Source organism: Butyricimonas faecalis (genome assembly GCF_003991565.1).
Taxonomy (GTDB): Bacteria; Bacteroidota; Bacteroidia; order Bacteroidales; family Marinifilaceae; genus Butyricimonas; species Butyricimonas faecalis.
Map to the genome: position 1 here is coordinate 2,759,825 of NZ_CP032819.1, position 20,406 is coordinate 2,780,230.

Genomic DNA, 20,406 nt, shown 5'->3' on the forward strand with positions numbered 1-20,406 from the left:
TTTCAGCATAAAGTTTTGCTGAAATAAACAATCACCCCATACTAGTATGTATAGGAATCTTCTCCTACATATTTCTTACACTTCTGGCTGTCACAAGTCGATCGATTATCCATCATCTATCCATCATGTATTGTGTAGAGTAATAGATGATCAACACATGATCAATACATGATCAATAGATGAAAGCCAGATATGTAGGAGAGATGTAGGAGAGATGTGCCTTAGTTTTGACACATCCCCTTTCCATGATGTTTTATCTAATTTATCCTTTTTTCAAGGAATCAATTATCAATAAAATCGAGCGGTAATGTATCTTATCTGCAGCATTTGCCGAAAGAATTTTAGCTTTTATCAAACGTTCGATTTTTTCCAACATATCTGCATAATAAGCACCGGATTCATCGATCTGGCTAGTTTTGATTTCTGACTGCCAACCATAATCTCCCTTATCTCCAAACTGTTTATATCTTGATAACCACGAAGCGACATACCCTTGTCCTCGTTCTTCTTCCAAAGCACGCAGTGCAGGTAAAAATTCTTCAACATACCCCATGGGATCTAAACCGTAAAGAGCTAATTCATCCACGGAGGGTGCATAAGCTAAGATTTGATCCTGAAGAGACTTGCCACTTTTCTTACCTACAATCTTACCTACAGAATTTACCGCATTTTGCACCAACATTCTCTGTAATAATTTATCACCATCCGTCAAATGACGACCTTGAATTGTAGGCCCCCAAATTCCGGTATATAAATCATTATAATAATCTTTTAGTGTATAAGGTCGCATACTAACATGTGAAGACAGGAGTACTCCATTATTCAATTCCAAAAGTTTTTTCCCAATAATACCTTTTAAAACAATAGATTTACTTAATGCCAAAGGAAGTCGACGAGTCAATTCATGTTGATCCAACCAATCACTATTACGAAGTTGTTCGATCACCCATAATAAAGATTTCTGTTGAATCTCCCGGGGCACAGATTGCCAACGTTCACCCGAAGTTCCATCTTTCACTTCTGTTAAATAAATACCACCCACGTTTACCAAAGCATTTAATAAATAACGAGTATATTGAGTGCAAAGTTCAACATAGAGTTCTTCACGGCGAGTCATTGCTTCATCGTCTTTTATCCATTCGTCGAAATGTGCTAATATATATTGCAAATTTTTAATTCCATAATCTCCAGCCTTACATGCATCGTCTCCAAGATCTTCTTCAAGAGCACTCGGATCATAACGAGAAAAAACTTGTTGTTTCCCGTAACGATACATGGGATCTCCAACTTTCTCATCTACCCAACTTTCTAATATTTTGGCTTCTTCCTTCACGGATTTATTTCCCGGAATCGGAGAATATAACCATTTTATGGCATAATCATCATACACTCCCATATCAGGAGGAGACAGACGAACTCCTTTATCCTCGGGTTGAGCAACATAATTAAAACGGGCATAGTCCATGATAGAAGGAGTGGTACCATATTTTTGAGTAAATGTTGCAGAACGCAAAGAGTCTACAGGGATGGCACTGGATGCTGCCATATTATGCATTAACCCCAAAGTATGACCTATCTCGTGAGCAAAAACATAGGTCAAAGATTCATCTATAACCTCCTGCGGCATTTTTTTAGCACGTACTCTTGGATCAAGCTGCGAGGTTTGGATGAAGCGCCAGCTATTAATCAATTTAATCACGTCATTATAAACAAGCACCGTTGCATTGATAATTTCCCCCGTACGAGGATCAACCCAAGAAGGACCCATGGCATTCTCCACGGCAATAGGCACATAGCGAATACAGGAATATTTCAAGTTATCCGGATCAAAATTCGGATCATCTTTGGGAAAATCCAAAGCTTTCATCACGTTTTTGAATCCAATTTTTTCAAAAGCCTTGTTCCAAATCAACACAGATTGTTTCAAAGGAGCTTTCCAAGATTCGGGGAAGGCATCATCAATATACCACACAATAGGCTTCACCGGCTCCACGAGTTCACCACGTTCCCAAGCATGCATATCTTTTGGCTCAAGACGCCAACGATTAGCCAACGTGTAATTATAGATGCCATCTTTTTCCATTGTAATGTTCTGTTTGGCGGTAAGGAAGATCCCCACCCGGGTATCCGCGATACGCGGTTTCATTTGTTCTTCAGGTAATAAAAGAATGGTACGATTCACTTTTGTTGTTAATTCATTTTTCTGTACCTCGCTTCCAAAAAAGGACAAGGTATAATCGTAAGTCATATAGGATTCTATTGTAATATTATCCTCAAAAGCTTTAATCTTCCCTAGCGATGCAAAATTGGGTCTCAATCTTGAACTCACCGTCAATATACTATATCTTTCTTCTACAGGTTTCAAAGCGGGCTCATCACCAATAAACATTTCCGTCATATCAATAACAACAGACGTAGAATCATTACTATAAGCCTCAATAACATACTTTTTATTAAATGGATTCATGTAGTTACGTTGTAATGCCAATTTCAATTCAACATCACATTCAACTCTAGAATTCACAGACTCCAATATCATAGAACTGTCCATCTTGACAAATCTGACATGCATCGGATCATTAATCTTATGTCCCACAGTAGCTAATCTGGAATTGCTAGATTCAGCCGTGGTAGAGGCGATTAACAAATCTCTTCCACAATACTTCAAGGGAATTTCAACATAAAGTTTACCCCCTATTTTGTGTAAAGTCATAAAGCCTCCTCTCGCTGTTTCCCGACCGGATTTTTTCATTAACTTGTCATAATCCGTTTCTTTAGCGATTGAAGATCTTTGGACCTCTTTTTTCTTGTCTTTTTGTTTATCAGCCGCAGAAATTATGTTCGTAAAAGAAGTTACGAACATAACTGCTGCAAATAATACAATCCATTTTTTCATACACGCAATTTTTTTACATACAACAATTATTCATAAATAGTATTTCCGATTTTAACGATATCTATACCATATTCCGTTTTTAACCAGCTAACCAATATATCATATTTTTGCTTGACCAAAGGATATTGCAAATCATCTTCCCACTCTTTAGCCGTCCGGAAAACAAGAGAAGCAAGATAAGCATTCAAATCATTCGATTCTGTCATATTACCATCAATACTCCACTCATAATCCATCGTTGGATTTAAAACAAATCCTGCATTCCGAGCCTCCTCAGTATCATCTACATTATTTGAATAGTCACTAATTGCAATAAATTCATCTGGAGCAACAATGGTTGCTGAAGCCACAAGTGATTCTAAGAATACACTCTGCAAATTAGATTTATACACTCTCTTTTCTTCTGCAGACATATCGGCTACACTTTTATTCACGTTGCTAATAGCTATTTGATTATCCAGGTAACGAGCATATACATCTTTCCAACTTAAAATATAATCCCATATGCCCCAATCAAATTTACGAACTTGTAATTGCACGGTTTCAGTCAAAAATATTCGTATAGGCATTGCATGGGCTAGAAATTCTTGATCATAGAAATCAAACCAAGTAAGTTGAAGTAAATCAAGCAAGTTTTTCACTTTACCCGGTTCTATAGGATCAAACCGAAATACATCATCACCTAAAGAATTCGAAATTTGCGTCCAATTGAAATCTTTTTCCGAAAATTCATACAAGAAATAACTACCATAAGTCTCGTATAATTTCAAGATTCGTTGATCTGCCATAGCGTCACCTCCTTGAGGAAGTACATAATCAGCTCCAGGCACCTGAATATTTCCAATTTGGGTATCTTTCGCGCAGCCACTTAAGAATAAGATTGCCAACAAACTTATATATATTCTCATTTTCATTTCTATTACATTTTAGATTTCACATCATCTTCCTTGTCTCAGCGGCTCTTTGGCTGATTCATTTTGCTGGAGAGCCGAGTTTTCATTCATCACATCGCTAGGTAGCGGCAAAGTATACAACGGATCCTTTTCATTTAACGTGTATGTTTGCCAAGATGCCGATTTTCTCACTTTGTAAAGATGAGAGATAGAAGGCATACCATAACGACGTAAATCAAACCAACGTACTTCATCAAAACATAATTCTAAGCGCCGTTCCTCACGAATCTCCTTCAACAACACAGTTGCATCGGTTATTGCAGTTTCACTATATTCTTTATAACGATTCTCTCGTAAATGGCTTAAATCATTCCAAGCTGCCACACACTCTCCCTTTTGAGCATAAGCTTCTGACCTATTCAAATAAGCCTCTGACATACGAATGGAGTTTGTCGGAGTCCGAGGTGTTCCGGAAGGATAACTAATACGTTTTTTGGTAATATTCCAGTTTGTACGATTAATCAAGAACCACAAGTTAATACGGGTATCATTGGGGTTTTCTAAAAATTTATTACGCAACTCTGTCGACACAACCATTCCAGGCAAAGAGCGGGTAGGGGTATTGCCATTCCCATACACCCATTCCACTTCCGAATAGTTGTAATTGGAAATACAAGTCGAAGAACTCTTCAGATTGACGTAATTGGTTAAAACTCCACCATTTTCAATTGCCTTCGTGGCTGCCGCAATCGCCTCATCCCATAACTCCATGTGCAAATAAACCCGAGACAAAAGAATATTTGTAGCAGGTAGGTTGATACGATAGCTTCCCCGACGTTTCGGGTATTTCTCAAACAAATCCGATGCAGCCTTCAAATCTGACACGATTTGCTTGTACACGTCTTCCACCGTACTACGAGCCGTCCCGTTTGTTTCCATATTGGCCGTCAATTTTAAAGGAACACCCAAAGCTTGTTTGTTGTAATTATAAGGCTCTCCGTAGAGGTTCACCAACATAAAATAGTAATATCCTCTTAATGCCAAGGCCTCTGCCTTTACTTGATCTCGATCTTCAATTTCACCGATTGCCTCATCAATTCCGTCCAAAACGGCGTTCACGCCCATCAGCCGGGTATAAGTCGGGGAATAAGATTCGCCATACGTAGATGCATTAACTTCCTGTCGTTCCCACATATTTGCTTGCCAAGTATAGAAAGGGAATGCACTCACGGCTCCACTGTAATCTTCTTCATCATCCAAAGAATTTTCATTAAGCATATAATCATCATCCAACAGATACAATGTATTATAGAGAGAACCCGTTGGTTCCGGATAACCAGCCCCTAAAAGCAATTCACTATAATCCGAAACCGTTTTCACGATTACTTCATCCGACGATTCTTTGTTCAGATAGTCGGAACAGGCATTTAAACCAAGTAATCCTAATATACATATCATGAATTGTAATTTCTTCATCATACTATCTTTTACATTTGATGTTCAATTTATATCTTAAAACATTACTTGCAATGACAAGGATGTAACTCGTCTTGCAGGCCAATTGCCTGTTTCCGGATCCAAACCATCCCATTTACTATCGGAAACCCACATGAATGGATTTGTCATACTTGCTTTAATGACAAAACGTTGAGCGGCAATACGAGATAACCATTTTTGATTAAATTCATAAGAAAGTGATAATGAACGACAGCGAATAAAATCCGTGTTTGCAACACGCAAATCTGAATTATTATACATATCATAAAGTTTCCTTTCTGTACTAGCAACCGAAGCTGTTGCCGGAAGATCGATATAAGCCTCAGATGTCGGAATAGAAGGTATATTCGTTTTATCCCCAACTTTCCTCCAACGGAGAGCTAAATCCCGAGATACATTTTGTTCCGGAGTTGGGATCCCATAATTATTGTCCGTGTCATACAACTTCGGTAAACGGGCATGGCCACCCCATTGTACGTTAAACAACGCGAATAATGACCAGTTTCTATATTTAAACATCATGTTTAAACCTCCAGAAAAATCAGGTGTGAATTTCCCGGATTTCACCAAATAATTTAACGGACTTGCTCCATTTAAAACATCCATATAGGCAAATTCCGGTGTCCCATTTTCATCGTTCAGTCCATTATATTTAAAAGAATAAAAGGTTGAAAACGCCTCTCCATCCACCACGGCACTCCCTTCCAAATAATCATTCAATGTATTGATACGTTGATTTTTATTAACCTTATTCTTGGTCTCGCTGGTATTCAAGGATAACTGCCAAGTGAAATCTTTGGTGCGCACAGGGATCACATTAATCACGAAGTCATAACCGGTGTTAGTCATTTCTCCACCATCCACCACTGCATTCTTCATGCCATTTTCCCGTGGAATGTTACGAGAAGAAAGCACATCACTAATCTTCTTAAAATAATTTACCGTAAAATTCAAACGTCCATCCAACAAGGCAGCATCAACACCAAAATTATAAGTTTTTGTTTTTTCCCACCCGAGATCAGGATAAGGTAATGAACTAATATTTAACAAATAAGCGTTATAATATTCATTAACACCTCCATCTTTTGCAATCAAGTAGGGAGAAACACTTTCGACGGCATTTCCCTGAAATCCATAAGATGCAATTAAATCCAAATTGTTCAACCACCACAAGTTTTTCGCAAAACGTTCGGCAGCAACTCGCCACTTAACCCCCACAGACCACGTTGGAGCAAAGCGTTTATTCTTATCCTGTCCAAAACGATTGGAAGCATCCAGGCGAGCACTCGCGTTCAACACGTAACGACCGTCATAAGTATACACGGCAGAAATATACTCACTAAGCTTATTATCAATCTTATTCAGCACCATCGCTTCTCCTTGGGCTAGATCATTATCTAAAAGATCACCTTCCCAGGCTAAATCAGAATAGGTCAGAGGCAATTTAATAAAGGTTTCACCTCGATCTTTCAAATACCCGTAACGCTTACTTGTTGTTCCTCTTGTCTTCGAGGAATTGGTCTCAACACCTAGTTGTAAAGTTAATCGATGAATATCCTCAAACATATGGTCATACACCAAAGCATTTCGAACAGTAACCGTAGAAACATCTGTCAATCCCGTTTCCAATAAACCACCAAAAGGCAAACGAGTATAAGCAAACTCCGGAGCCGAGCTTTCATAAACCCCATAATCATACCCACGCAAAGAGGCAACATAAAAAGAACGTTCTGTTGCATACTTTTTCACGTCTGCAGATGAAGACGAGTAAGAAACTAACCCTTGATAATCCAATCCCGGCAAGATATTCCATTTGACATCTAACGTGGTGCCCCAAGTTTTCGTGTTATTTTCACTTCCTGTATTATCCAACTCATTTTGGATATTGTATAAATAACTCGTTTTATTATTGATGACCGTGCTTGACTCATTGGCCCATTTCTCATGATAATACAAAGAACCATCCTCACTATACATTGGAATTACCCGACTCGTATTATAAGCATAGCTAAAGGGATCCACATCATAAGCAAAGCCTTTCACTTTACGCCACGTCCCTTTCAATAATAAATTTACAATAAGCTTATTATTCATCAAATTAACGGTCGTGTTGGAAGTTGCCGTCAATAACGTAACCTTATTCCCAGTCGCCTCTCCCGTTTCATCTGTATACCCAAGAGAAGTTCTGTTTTGAATCTTTTCAGATCCCCCAGCAAGACTCAAACTATGTTTATGACTAAATGAATTTTGGAAAAGCAAGTCAAACCAATCCGTGTTCGTAGTAGCCATCTTTTCATACTGTTGGTCAAACTCCTTTTTACTAATCTCTTTGTTCAAATAAGATTGCAGCAAACCAGCAAACCCGATAGATAACACTTTTGAAGGATAACTTACCCTATCTTCATACATTTCCTGAGAAAATTCCATCATTTCCTGAGAATTCATCTGGTTATACAAACCATAACGAGGCCTTTGGCCAATGGAGAAATCCCCGCTATATGCGACAGAAACTTTACCAACATTCGCTTTTTTAGTCGTAATAACAATCACACCATTTGCGGCCTCTGAACCATAAATTGCCGTCGCAGATGCATCTTTTAAAACGGTGATCGACTCTATATCATTGGGATTCAACCAAGAAATAGCATTACCAGCCAACTGAGAGATATCATCTGCATCCACTGAAAATTTTGTGTTATCTTCCGAATTGAATGGTTGTGGATCTCTTTGTATTACCCCATCAACGACCCAAACCGGTTCTTGACTACCCAACAATGAAGACACCCCACGAACCCGAATTTTGGGGGAGGCACCAACCATTCCCGTTCCCTGTTGAACAAGCATACCCGGCACCACTCCTTGCAACATCTGATCAATTGAAGAAACTCCCGCCATCATAATATCTTCGGCTTTCATCGTAGTTGCAGCACCCGTGTAATTACCTTTTGACATATTCCCATAACCGGTAACCACTACATCTTCCAAAACTTCTATATCATCCTTCATAACCACGTTTACAGAATCCTGCCCGGTGTATTTCACTTCCTGCGTATGCATCCCGACAAAAGAAAATACCAAGAGTATATTATCAACCTTTGGAATTGTCAATACATAACGTCCATCAGGACCAGTTGTTGTTCCCAACTTCAAATCTTTTACCATTACTGTCACTCCAGGTAAAGCCATGTTTTTTTCATCAACGACTTTCCCGGTAACCGATACGGTTTTCTTCTTTTCATCTTTCATGATAACTTTCAGTATCACGAATTCATCCATAAACTCATAACTCAAGTTAGTTCCAGCTAAAACCTTGTCCAGCACATCCTTCAGCTCCATCTGTACAAATCCGGCTTGTATTTTCTTGTCTTTATTCAATTCATTGTTACTATACACAACCGTCAAGCCCGTTTGTTTTTGAATCTGAGTAAATAATTCTTGATAAGTAACAAACTGATGTTCAATTGTCACTTTCGATTGAGCACCTACGTTTGCAAAAGTCAGGTGCATTCCGATAAACAATAAAATTACACTTAACCTCATAATTTTAAAAAGTTTTCGCAGCTGATTATTTCTCTCGAAAAGCCACTTTGTACCCTTTTTCTTCATACATTTGCATTGTTAGTTAATTATAAAAGTTAATTAAACTTCCTCCCGGGTAGTGCGTCACCACTATTCGGGATTTTTTAGTTTACTGTCACACAATTTCTATTCTATTTTTCGAACCAAAATTTTTCCATCTTTTTCTTGAAAAGCGACTTTTGTCGTTTTCGCAATCATCCCCAACACGTAATCCAATGTCCTATATTTCGTTACCGCACCAGAAAAACGAAACTCTTTCACAGTCTCATCCTCGAACATAAATTGCACACCATACCAACGAGCCAGTTTCACCGTCAATCTATCCAAAGGCATATCCTCAAAATTGAACCGTCCTGTTTTCCAATCTATGATCGATTCGACATTCCCCTTTCGAAGAGTTGCCTCTCTATCTCCTTTGTCCCAAGTTGCGATCTCCCCTGGTACCAATACATATTCATTATTTGGTAAATTGAACCCAACCTTACCGCGTAATAAAGCAACTTCAACTTGTTGATCTTCCTGATAAGCCGATACATTAAATGCAGTTCCCAACACCTGTACTTTAGCCTCCCCAACTTGAACATAAAATGGCTTTTGCGGATCAGCAATCACTTCAAAATAAGCCTCTCCTGTCAACTTCACCTCTCGTACATTTTTGTGAAAACGGTCTGGGAATTCTAATTTTGAATCTGAATTAATCCAAACTTTCGTACCATCACTTAATATAACTTGATATTCACCTTTCTCCGGCACGACGATTGAACTATACCGACAAACTTCCTCTTCTGTAACAACACCACGATCTTCAAATCGGACACTCCCCGTCGAATCTTGAATAATCTCAATCCCTGAAACATCTGCTACTTGACAGGTTTTGCCATCATTTAAAGCTATTTTTTCTCCCGCACTTGTTACTAAAATCGCTTTTGGAGAGCCAGATTCAACTTGTAGCACATTGGAAACCAATATTGTCTCCATCTCTGACCCCGATCTATTCTGCCATATGAATGCCACTCCAATCGCAACAATAATCATCGAGGCAATCCGAGCCCCCCATATATACAACTTTTTCCTTCGACATTCTATAAAAAGCGTAATCTTATCCCACGTTCTCTGTTGCACATCATCCAACTCTTTCCATTGCCCAACAGCAGATACTCGCATTTTGATTCGCAACATTTCCCGAAATTGTTTCTCATGTTCAGGAGCTGCCTCCAACCACCGGAGTAACTCGATTCTATCTTTCTCAGAAAGAACTCCACGTACATATTGATTGACCCATTCGTCTATTCTATCTCCTGCCTCCATAACTTTTTGTTTTTCGTATAGACAACAAAAAATAAAAACGGGTGAATCAAAAATGGAAATTTTCAAATAATATTATCTCATTTATTCCCGAACACAGTATAAAAACACAGCATAATAGTAGAATTATCTAAATAAAAATACAAAAAGAAATAAATCTCCACGTCCAGAAAAATGTTCCCGTAAATGCTTCATACCATTTTTCAGCAAAGTCTTCACTGTATTTATAGATATCCCCAACTGATCTGCCACCTCTTGATATTTTAAACCTTGGAAAAAAACACCTTGGATAATTTCTCGTGTTTGTTCCGGCATATTTGAAATCTCTGTCTCAATCTCTTGAATTAACTCGTCATTCCACGTCATCATCTCTTCTTCCGCAACATCTCCATACAACAAATCCAAACGATCCTTTAATACGTCTTTCTTTTTCAAGCGATTCAAACAATTATTTTTAACAGAGCGGAATAAATAGGTCTTTGTTACTTCACTTTTTACCTTGTGATAAGTATCATCTTTCCAAAAATTGACAAAAACTTCTTGTATCACATCTTCCGCTTCCTCTTCTGAAGTTAGTAAACTAATGGCATACAAAAACATAGATTTCGAATAGTCTCTATAGATTTCTTCGAATCCAATTCTTTTATTCGTTATACTCCTTAGTTTCGTCATCTCTTAGTAACAACACGCCTAGGGCAAAAATACAAATTTATTCCAAACGAACTAAAAGTATATCACCTAAAATAAACTAATTAAGAAACCCCTTGATCCATTTCTGAATCAAGGGGCACCCTGTGTTCTAATATCTTAAAATAACTTTACCGTTGTAACGGGAAGGTCAATACCTGTTCTTTGTCTTTCTTCACGTCAGACTTATTAATCTCGATATTCTCAATCAAGATTGAAGACGGGTAAATCAAAGAAGACAACAACTGACCGTTCAAAATATAGTTGCTCACATTTTCCTTGCTGGAAATATTCAGCATACGTTTCAAATTTATCAAGGTCAATCCACTCACATCACCGAAACGAACCTGAGTTTCTTTACCATCCAAATCCACCCGATAAATACGAGAGGCTTTACCGGCTAAACTCCGCACGATATAAGCATACTTCAAACCTTCCTCTTTAGCAGCCTTAATCAATGCACTCTTCATCTTTTCCGGCTTCGTCCCTTTTTCCACCTCGATATGAATAGTACCCGGAGCCGTGGAGAACATTCCGTTTCTGCTGGACAACAAGAACCGAGAACTACCCGTTGATTGAGGAGCGTATAAAGTCGGAGTACACCCGTTCAACATACTTTTGAAAATACCATTTTCAACCAATGTCATCTCCTTAGCAGGAACAACACCTTCGGCATCAATATTATAAGCTCCCAACAAAGGAACTCCATTATACTTGTCCAAAGAACTGTAATTCTTAATGGAAATACGATTATCCACAATCTTCATACCTAACCGTGCATCCAATGTTTTCATCGGCTGAGCCCGATCCGTGTCAGGTTTACGATAAGCAAACAAAGCACCGCGTTTCAAGAAATTACTTATAAAAACAGAAGAACAAGCACCGTCTTCAAATAACACCGGTCCGGCATAATACTCTGTAATCGCGGGAGCATTCTTCAACTTGATCAAGTTATCAGCAAAAGCCTTAACCCCCTTCTTCAACTCATCCAAAGAAGGCAAATCATCCGGACGAGCAACAAGCACGGAAAATGCATCATCAATTCGAACCCCATCTTCCGTCATCACGTATGCAGAAGCAACCAAGCTTGCATAACGTAACGGCTCTTTCAACACAACACCATCCGTGGTAGACTTGTACACTTCCATTTCCTGTCCGGTAATTGCCACGGATGAATCATAAATATCCTTATAGTCTTTGAAAATAGCAGACAATTCTTCTACAATCTTCTCTAACTTCGCACGATCAATCGTATAGGCCGTTTTCGGTTCCTCGATTCGAGTAACCGCATCCACCTTCTGTTGATCCTTCACGGCTAACTCCTCGGCTGTTTTCGGGTTTGCCTTCAAATAAGCATCCTTCATTGCTCCTGCCTGCAAAGACCATTTGTACATGGCATCCGATCCCAACCAGAAATTCCTACGAATTACATCATAATCAGCCTCTTCCGGCATTCCAGCTTGAATAGATGCACATATGTAATTAATATCATTATTATGGTCATAATCACCCAAAAACATCTGAACACCTCCCACGGCACTCCAAGGAGACTCGTAGAAATTAACAACACCACCTAACGCACCCACAACCTCAAACTGATGTGTACGCCCCAAAGTATAAGACAAATAATACGGCTTTTGCATACCCGGCAACATCAATTGATCCTTACTGCGTTGCATCTCATCCTGCATAGCCTTAAAGATCACCTGATCCTGTTTATTCTGTGCGGTTAACGATCCTGCCAGCAGGAAAAACAATATAATCGATAATATATATTTCATCTCAATTTTAGATTTTAAATTTTAGATTTACGGTTTCCAACGCCACAACCTTTCTTCCTCATAAATCACTTAACATTTTTAATTATTTCCCGGGGCTGGTAAGATCGGGGGTAAATCTCTTGACTTCTGTCTACGCTGAGTCTCGATCTTGTTTACCAGAATCATTGGAGAACTTGCCGTTACAGGCACCCAACCGGATTCTGCCCCACACTCTCCGGTAAACACGCTGGGAGTATCACCTCCACACATGATATTAGAGAACATGGATAACGGGGTTCCGATCAAATCCACGCCGCGCACCAACTCATCCGGACGTCCATCCACGTATATTCTGTACACTTCCAAGGGAGTCACATTAAACGAGTTCAAGCTACCACCCTCTCCCGTCAACGTGAAACCACTGGTTACCTCTTTGAAATAATATCCATATTCCTTTCCTTGTTTTTTAGCCTCCTCGATCAACATGGAACGCAACTCTGCCTCCGTATAAGGATGTGAAGTCTCTACCACCAAGTTTGATTGACGAGAAACAGGGTCGCCACCTCCAGCCGTACGTCCATGCCCGTTACTGCTAGGGAATCCATCCAAAGGCACGCGGCTCATCAAAAATTCTTTCAAAATACCATCTTTCACAACATCTACTCGACGAGCTTTTACACCTTGATCGTCATACAAGTAGAATCCATTCAACTCGGTTCCTGCATAACGGCGCAAAGTCGGGTCGCAATACACTTGGAATTCTGCCGGAAGAACCAACTCTCCTACTTTCTTCTTAAAAGTCTCGCCACCACCTTTCAAACGATGTCCTTCAATACGGTGACCGAAAATTTCATGGAAAAATACTCCACTAGCCGGACCGGACAAAATAGCCGGACCCGTGTAAGGATCAACAACCGGAGCATCACGCAACACGGTCAATCTCTTTACCATATCTTTAGCGTCAGCAATCATTCGGTCGTTAGACGGAAGATCTTTCGGGTCATACGCGAAATATGACATATTCAACGGCAATTCCATACCGTCCTCGGCCTTCATCGACGCGCTGATAATGATTCGTGCATAGGTTCTATTCTGCACGACCTCGGTTCCTTCCGTATTTACAAAATAATTCCGAAGCACCCGGAACGTCAAACTAACATCACCCGATTGTAATAACGGATATGCTTTAAACACGGCAGAAACTTCATTCAAACGTTTTTCCCAAGCTGCTTGATCAATCGCCAACTTCTCTGCAGGAAGAGGAGCCTCATAATATTTCTCCACCGGAGCAGCAGAGAACGAAGCAGCCTTATCCTCGTCAGCAACACTCACTTGGCTTTGGGTTTTTGCCTTTTGGTAAGCATCAACGGCAAAATCATACCGCTTCATCACTTCAGCCCAGATTGCCTGACGAGTTGCATCAGCACCTTTTTCATCATCCAATCCCAGATAAGCCACCCGCACATTACCGCGTTGATCCGACGGGGCACCCATGGCATTATATTTAAAATTATCCAGAGTAGTATCTCCCACCCGAATCTGTGGAACCATTGAACGAGAATGTTGTTTCACGGACATCATCGTAGCCCCGAAAGAACTCGAAATACTCACTGTCCGATCATCCATCACCCTAAAATTCATGTGGTAGGGAGGATTTTCCTGTTTCTGCAGCTCTTGCATATCAGCCGCCAACTCCTGTTTCAATAGTTGCAACAACTTATCTTGTTCCTGCGCATACAACGTATGCACCGACAACAACGAGAAGATACAACTAATAATAATCAATCCTAATTTTTTCATTGTCAATTGTTTTAATCATTTAAATTTTGGATCTCTGAAGATCACGCACTAATTCTGTCAACAAAATTATATTTCTCATTTTGTTATTCAAAATGAATTTACATTAATTCTTTGTTAATTCTTCCCTGCCAGGTTGTTAACATTGTTAATTTCAACCTCTTAAAAAAACGGTTCTAAAGGAAATTACACATGAGCTAAAACGATGTGAATTAGGCATAATTTCGAGCCACACAAAAAGAGTAACCCAATAAGAAGTTGGGGGGGGAAAATGCATACCTACATCCGGACAACTATCATGCAAGAAGGTGTGCATTTTAACACACCCTCTTTTTCTTCATTTTAGAAGATTATTTAAAAATACTATCTTCTTTTTCTTCTAAACAATAATATAACACAACCCACCACAAGCGATAGTGGGACAATCCACATGATAACAACTTTTATAGCAGAAACTCCATTTTGAGAAATCACGACTTGATTATCAGGTGGATTTACTCGACTTGCATCAACAGGGAATTCCTCGTAGGACATATTACGGAATGTTTCCGTTATTAACGTAAAATTCGAACTTCTAAACCCGGCCCTGTTCTGCGAAAGTTCCAACGTACTAATACAATCAGCATCTCCAATCACAAAAATACGTTGTTCTTTATTCTTTACTAAACGCGTGAGGTACAACATGATCGAATTAGAACGCTCCACCTCTCCGGCATCCGGGTTTAACACTGACTTTTCATTAATAAAATCCGTCGTTTCCTTCTCGATCCAAGAACCTTTACTTGCACTAGCCAACACTTCGGTTATTTTAAATCCTTTCGTCGTGTCTATAATCTCGACCGCACAAGCCGAAGGAGTGATGATAGAATAGCCTCTACGAAAATACTTGATATAGTTTTCTGAAACCATTGCTGCCCCTTCTTTTATGTCTGCGGCGACAATATCATCCAGATGAATCTCGGAAGGAGACACGATAATACCATCCGCGAAACGTAATCCTAATTTTTCAACAACCGGATTCATAAATTTCTGACGCTTAGGCTCTCCTAATATAAACAAATTACCTCCTCGTGCCAGATAAGCATCAAAATTACGAAATTCTTCCTCCGTCAAACCACTACGCATATCTGCCAGTACCACAATGTCAATATCCTCCGGTACCGGTTGTCCCAATGATATTTCGCGTATCCCGAAACCACTATTTATCAATGAATAGCGGAATGTTTTATTTGATGCAAAAGTCCCGTATCCTTTTTCTCCCAAATCCATGCCACTTCTCTCCTTATGTCCCGTAACAAAACCGACCACGGGAGCCTCTTGAAGTAAAGTTTTTAACGCTGTAGAGATTTGTGCTTCATAAGGATAAATGCTATTATCTTGATAAATACGCAAAATAGCCTTTTTCCCATTCGCGGCAGTAATCACCCGGGCAAACCGACCATTTTCTCCCGAAATATCATCTTTCTTCAATACCTCGTCCAAAGATAGAAAACGTTTAGGATTGTATCCCGAATAGCGACATTTATCCTCCACGATCTGTTCTAAGGTCATCGTATCGTAATCAGCCCTCGCGTAAGGCATATATCCTTTCGCATAATAATAGACGTACTCGAGTTTTATTTCTGGTTTAAACCGTAAATATTGCTCAAATTGGGCGATATCATCAATTCTATTTCTCGGGGCGCCCCGATCATAGGTCTCATCCAAATAATTCACGTAAGTCGTAATGGACAGATCTCCCTTTAATTGTTCAAGAATCTGCTGACTTTCCTCGGTCAACGTGTTTATTTTGGTAGCCGTTGAATCATAATAAATACTGAATTTGGGTAAGGACGAAATGTAGCCTAAGGTCAACGTGATTAACAACACGAAGCCGTATTTCAACGAGGTTTTCCACTTATTCAATCGTAGACGTTCTCCCTGCAACTTAATCACAGAAAATCCCAAGAACATGAAAATCACTAAAATGAAATATAACGTATCCTTGGAACTGATCATCCCGTCAATGAACACCTTCGAGCGTCCGGATATAGCCAACCAATAGGTGATATCCCGAACAAAATCATATTCTTGTCCGACACCACCGATGAAATTCAAGATAGCAAGAATAGCCAACGTTCCCACCACGGCAACAACCTGATATTTCGTGATTGTCGACATGAATAGCCCGATGGCCCCGTATGCCAGAACCGTCAAGAAAACACCCAACACGCCGGTTAACATCAACAGAACATCTGGAGCCTGCACGGAAACACACGTACTGATAAGTGGCCCCATCAAAATCACGCACAAGAGTAAAGCGTAAACCACTACGGCCAAGAATTTACCTAGAATAATCTGCAAATTCGACACCGGTGATGAATACAATAATTTTATGGATCCGCTGCTCAATTCACGACTCATCAATCCCATCGTGAATAACGGGATATAGAGATACAAGTTCTCCAACAGATTGGAAAGAATCCCCGAATATCCACTAAATAAAGAGAGTGTGACCGCGAACACCCGATAACCCAACTCTTGGTTTCTAAGTTGTAAAGCAAGGGCATCGCTATACGCCATACCTACCTGGAAACTAAAAACAATCAAGATAAGCCATGCAATAGGAGAGAAAAACAGAACTCGAAGCTCTGATTTTGTAATCCGTATAATCGTTCTCATTCTTATAATCTTTTTAAATAACGTATTATCATATCAATACCCGTTTCACGCATCCTTTCCGGACAACTTGGCAAACACTTTATCCAATGATTCCTTTTCCAAGGATATCTCCCGTAAATGCCAGTGATTCGAGACGGCCTGTTTTACCACTCGTCCAATAATCGAATCATCCCCCCTAAAGTGTAAACGAATACGGGTATTCGTCAGCCGCTCCACCCGCACGACTCCCTCTATTTTCATCAACTCTTCCGAAGAAGGGGCGTTGTGCATAATCGTAAGTAAAGCACTGGGAGACATGTACGTGTTGAAAGCATTAATCGTACCTTCAAACACTTTCTGCCCGTGTTCGATCATCATGATATAGTCACAAACGGCTTGCACCTCAGGCAATATGTGAGTCGAAATTAAAACAGCCCGATCCTTCGCTATTTCTCGAATCAAACGTCGAACTTCCACAATTTGATTCGGATCGAGCCCGTTGGTCGGTTCATCAAGAATCACGAATAAAGGGTTGTGAATAATCGCTTGTGCAATCCCGACACGTTGTTGGTATCCCCCAGAAAGATTCCGAATTTGTCGTTTACTGAAATGTGTTATCCCACATTTTTCTTTAGCCCTCTCCATCGCTTTAGGTATCTCTTTTTTAGGCATCAATCGGATATCCGCGCAATGATACAAATATTCGTCCACCGTCATTTCCGTGTGAAGAGGAGCTTTCTGAGGTAAAAAACCGATAAACTTTTTCGCCTCGATCGGATGCTCTCTTAGATTAATACCATTAATAAAAACATCCCCTTCCGTTTGTGTTAACACGTTGCAGATAATATTCATCGTCGTGGATTTACCCGCTCCATTAGAACCCAATAATCCAAACACGCCATTCTCTTTTATCTCGAAATTGATATCTCGAATAGCCCAATCCACACTATATTTATGAGATAGATGTTTAACCTCCACTATTTTATTTAACATACATTCGAATTTTAATGTGAAAACATATCTTCTATAGCCCTATTTACGTTGTCTTCTATATATGATCGAAATACCCGAAATCGCAAGGAAGAGAGGGAAGAGTACCATAAAAAACAATTTAATCCAAAATCTCCAGCCAGAAGATAGATCAATACGATTATCTATCGCCGCAATACGTTCTGTATCTATCGGGAATACATCATTTGAAAGCCAACGGAATGAACCAGAAATAATCCCCATATTATTCACTTCCATTCCTGGACGTGATAATCCGAATTCCTCATTCGTGATAAAATCGCTATCACCCGAAACCACGATACGCTGTTCCTTATCACCCACTTTACGTCTTAAATAAATCAATGTCGCATAAACACCTTCCTTCTCTCCGGCCTCTGCATTGCAAATGAAATCACCATCTACGAGATCTTTCGTTTCATATTCAATCCAAGCCTTGTCGCTCGTTTCCAACACGGGATAAACTTCGAAATCCTTCACCTCCGAATAGTCCAATGCCAGGGATGAAGGCACCGATACGCCATATCCGAAATCACGCATAGTGGCAAATATCGAATGTTTTTCAACAGCTTCCTCCGTGTAGGTGGTTCTCAAAACAACCGGGGAATTTAACTCGTTCGGACAAGCCAATACTCCATCCGAAAAACGAACTCCTAAAGAGGCTGTCAATCGATTCATGTTTTCACTTCTTCCATACTCTCCTAGAATCATCATGTTCCCTCCTCTTGCCATAAAATCCTTCACGTTAGCTAGTGCTTTTTCCGATAAAGGCTCTCGCAAATCTGAAATAACGAGCACGGAAATATCATCTGATACTTTTTCGTTATCCAAATCAATCTCTCGCGTGTCAAAACCTTGATTCAACAACGAATTACGGAACCACAAATCTTTTGCGAATAAATAGAAACCACGTCCCCCGTAATTATTAATACTCCGCGAACCGTATCCCTTAGAAAACGCAACCATCGGAGCTTTAGCCACAAAACGCTTCAACATGGCAGTGATTTCGGTTTCACGCGGATGACGCTGGTTATCATTAAATAATCGTAAAAACGCTTTTTTACCGTCTTTTTGTTCCGCAACACGAACGAACTGATATCCTTCACCACTTAAATCAACAATCTTGTCAATCTCCTCCGGAGATTTAAACATCTTAAAATTCAAATCGCTAATTTTACAAAGAGCCTTAGCACGCTCTTCATCCGTCATATTCGGGTACTGCGCGTCAAGATCCGGATTATTTGCATGATGATAATAATACACGTATTTCATCTTGATATCCGGTTTGAAACGTACATAGTGTTCAAATCGTTCAAAATCCCAGTTACGGTTAAAAGGTAATCCAGCAAAATAATCCGGAGCTAAAATATTCACGTATGTCGTAATTGTGAGCGGTTGAGTTAATTTTTTCATCACCTCCTGGCTCTCCGGAGACAACGTGTTGCTTTTCGTGTAAGTTCCGTCATAATACAACTTTGCTTCTGGCAAAGAAGTCAAATAGCCCAACAATAATGCCGTTACAATAATCGTACTATATTTTAAAATTTTCGTGCGCAAGGACATGATCTTCTTCTCCGTGTTTAATTTCAATACAGAGAGCGAAAGGAACAATCCGATTACAATTAAGAAGTACATCACATCCGCGCTAGGCAATAACCCCTCAATAAAGGAAATCGCACGTCCATAGATGGACAACCAAAAAGTAATATCCCGAACAAAATCAATATTTTGACCAACATCCCCGATAAAATTCAAGACGGCTAAAACGGCCAAAGTACCCACTGCCGCCACCACCTGATAAGCCGTAAGTGTCGACATAAACAATCCGATTGCCGAATAAGCCAAGATTAAAAGATAAATTCCCAACATTCCAACCAAAAGCATGGAGATTTGGAAATTTTCAACTGTCAGCCAAGAGAAAAGTACGTTCAACCCGATAATACTCATCAAAGCTGCACCGTAACACATCATAGCTAAATATTTCCCCAATATAATCGAAGAGTTTTTCACCGGAGAGGAATATAACAATTTGATTGAACCCGATTGGTACTCACGGCTCATCAAGCCCATTGTGATCAACGGAATGTATAAATAAAGATTACGTAAAATCGGTTTCAGAATACCCGTCATCCAACTATTATAAATCGCCGATGACACATTCCATAATTCGCGATCCAACGATTGGGCTCTTAGCTGATTATCAAACACGTTTGCATAATCATACCCTATCAACAAGGCAAAAATAATCAACACCAACCAAGCTACAGGAGAATAGAACATAGAACTCAGTTCTATCTTAGCCACCCTAAACGTCTGTCTTATATTATTATTTAATTTCATATTC

The 20,406-nt window shown here is 39.7% G+C and carries 11 protein-coding genes; all 11 read right to left on the reverse strand.

Features of this window, described 5'->3' with window-relative positions; all coding sequences use genetic code 11:
• Positions 1 to 262 precede the first annotated feature (262 nt).
• On the reverse strand, positions 263 to 2,896 hold the full coding sequence (locus tag D8S85_RS12060; RefSeq protein ID WP_127075119.1) for a zinc-dependent metalloprotease: 2,634 nt from the start codon (positions 2,894 to 2,896) through the stop codon (positions 263 to 265).
• Positions 2,897 to 2,922: 26 nt separating this feature from the next.
• Positions 2,923 to 3,810 (reverse strand): zinc-binding metallopeptidase, encoded by an 888-nt coding sequence (locus D8S85_RS12065; protein ID WP_106480863.1) that lies wholly within the window; start codon positions 3,808 to 3,810, stop codon positions 2,923 to 2,925.
• Positions 3,811 to 3,834: 24 nt separating this feature from the next.
• Entirely contained in the window at positions 3,835 to 5,268 is a 1,434-nt protein-coding gene (locus D8S85_RS12070) for a RagB/SusD family nutrient uptake outer membrane protein (RefSeq protein WP_106480864.1), read from the reverse strand.
• Between the two features lie 33 nt (positions 5,269 to 5,301).
• Positions 5,302 to 8,826: a SusC/RagA family TonB-linked outer membrane protein gene (locus D8S85_RS12075; protein ID WP_240648629.1), complete on the reverse strand. Its 3,525-nt coding sequence runs from the start codon at positions 8,824 to 8,826 to the stop codon at positions 5,302 to 5,304.
• 165 nt (positions 8,827 to 8,991) lie between these two features.
• Complete coding sequence (locus D8S85_RS12080) at positions 8,992 to 10,173, reverse strand: FecR family protein (protein WP_106480865.1); 1,182 nt, start codon at positions 10,171 to 10,173, stop codon at positions 8,992 to 8,994.
• A gap of 123 nt (positions 10,174 to 10,296) precedes the next feature.
• The gene (locus tag D8S85_RS12085; protein WP_106480866.1) at positions 10,297 to 10,842 is read right to left on the reverse strand and encodes an RNA polymerase sigma factor; all 546 of its coding nucleotides are present in this window, start codon (positions 10,840 to 10,842) and stop codon (positions 10,297 to 10,299) included.
• Positions 10,843 to 10,988: 146 nt separating this feature from the next.
• The gene (locus tag D8S85_RS12090; RefSeq protein WP_106480867.1) at positions 10,989 to 12,638 is read right to left on the reverse strand and encodes a metallopeptidase TldD-related protein; all 1,650 of its coding nucleotides are present in this window, start codon (positions 12,636 to 12,638) and stop codon (positions 10,989 to 10,991) included.
• A gap of 78 nt (positions 12,639 to 12,716) precedes the next feature.
• Positions 12,717 to 14,417, reverse strand: a complete 1,701-nt coding sequence (locus D8S85_RS12095; RefSeq protein WP_106480868.1) for a TldD/PmbA family protein — start codon at positions 14,415 to 14,417, stop codon at positions 12,717 to 12,719.
• Between the two features lie 360 nt (positions 14,418 to 14,777).
• A complete protein-coding gene (locus D8S85_RS12100; RefSeq protein ID WP_127075121.1) occupies positions 14,778 to 17,075 on the reverse strand; it encodes a Gldg family protein in 2,298 nt (765 codons plus the stop codon).
• Between the two features lie 45 nt (positions 17,076 to 17,120).
• Positions 17,121 to 18,047: an ABC transporter ATP-binding protein gene (locus D8S85_RS12105; RefSeq protein ID WP_106480870.1), complete on the reverse strand. Its 927-nt coding sequence runs from the start codon at positions 18,045 to 18,047 to the stop codon at positions 17,121 to 17,123.
• A gap of 39 nt (positions 18,048 to 18,086) precedes the next feature.
• Positions 18,087 to 20,402 (reverse strand): Gldg family protein, encoded by a 2,316-nt coding sequence (locus D8S85_RS12110; protein ID WP_106480871.1) that lies wholly within the window; start codon positions 20,400 to 20,402, stop codon positions 18,087 to 18,089.
• Between the last annotated feature and the right edge of the window lie 4 nt (positions 20,403 to 20,406).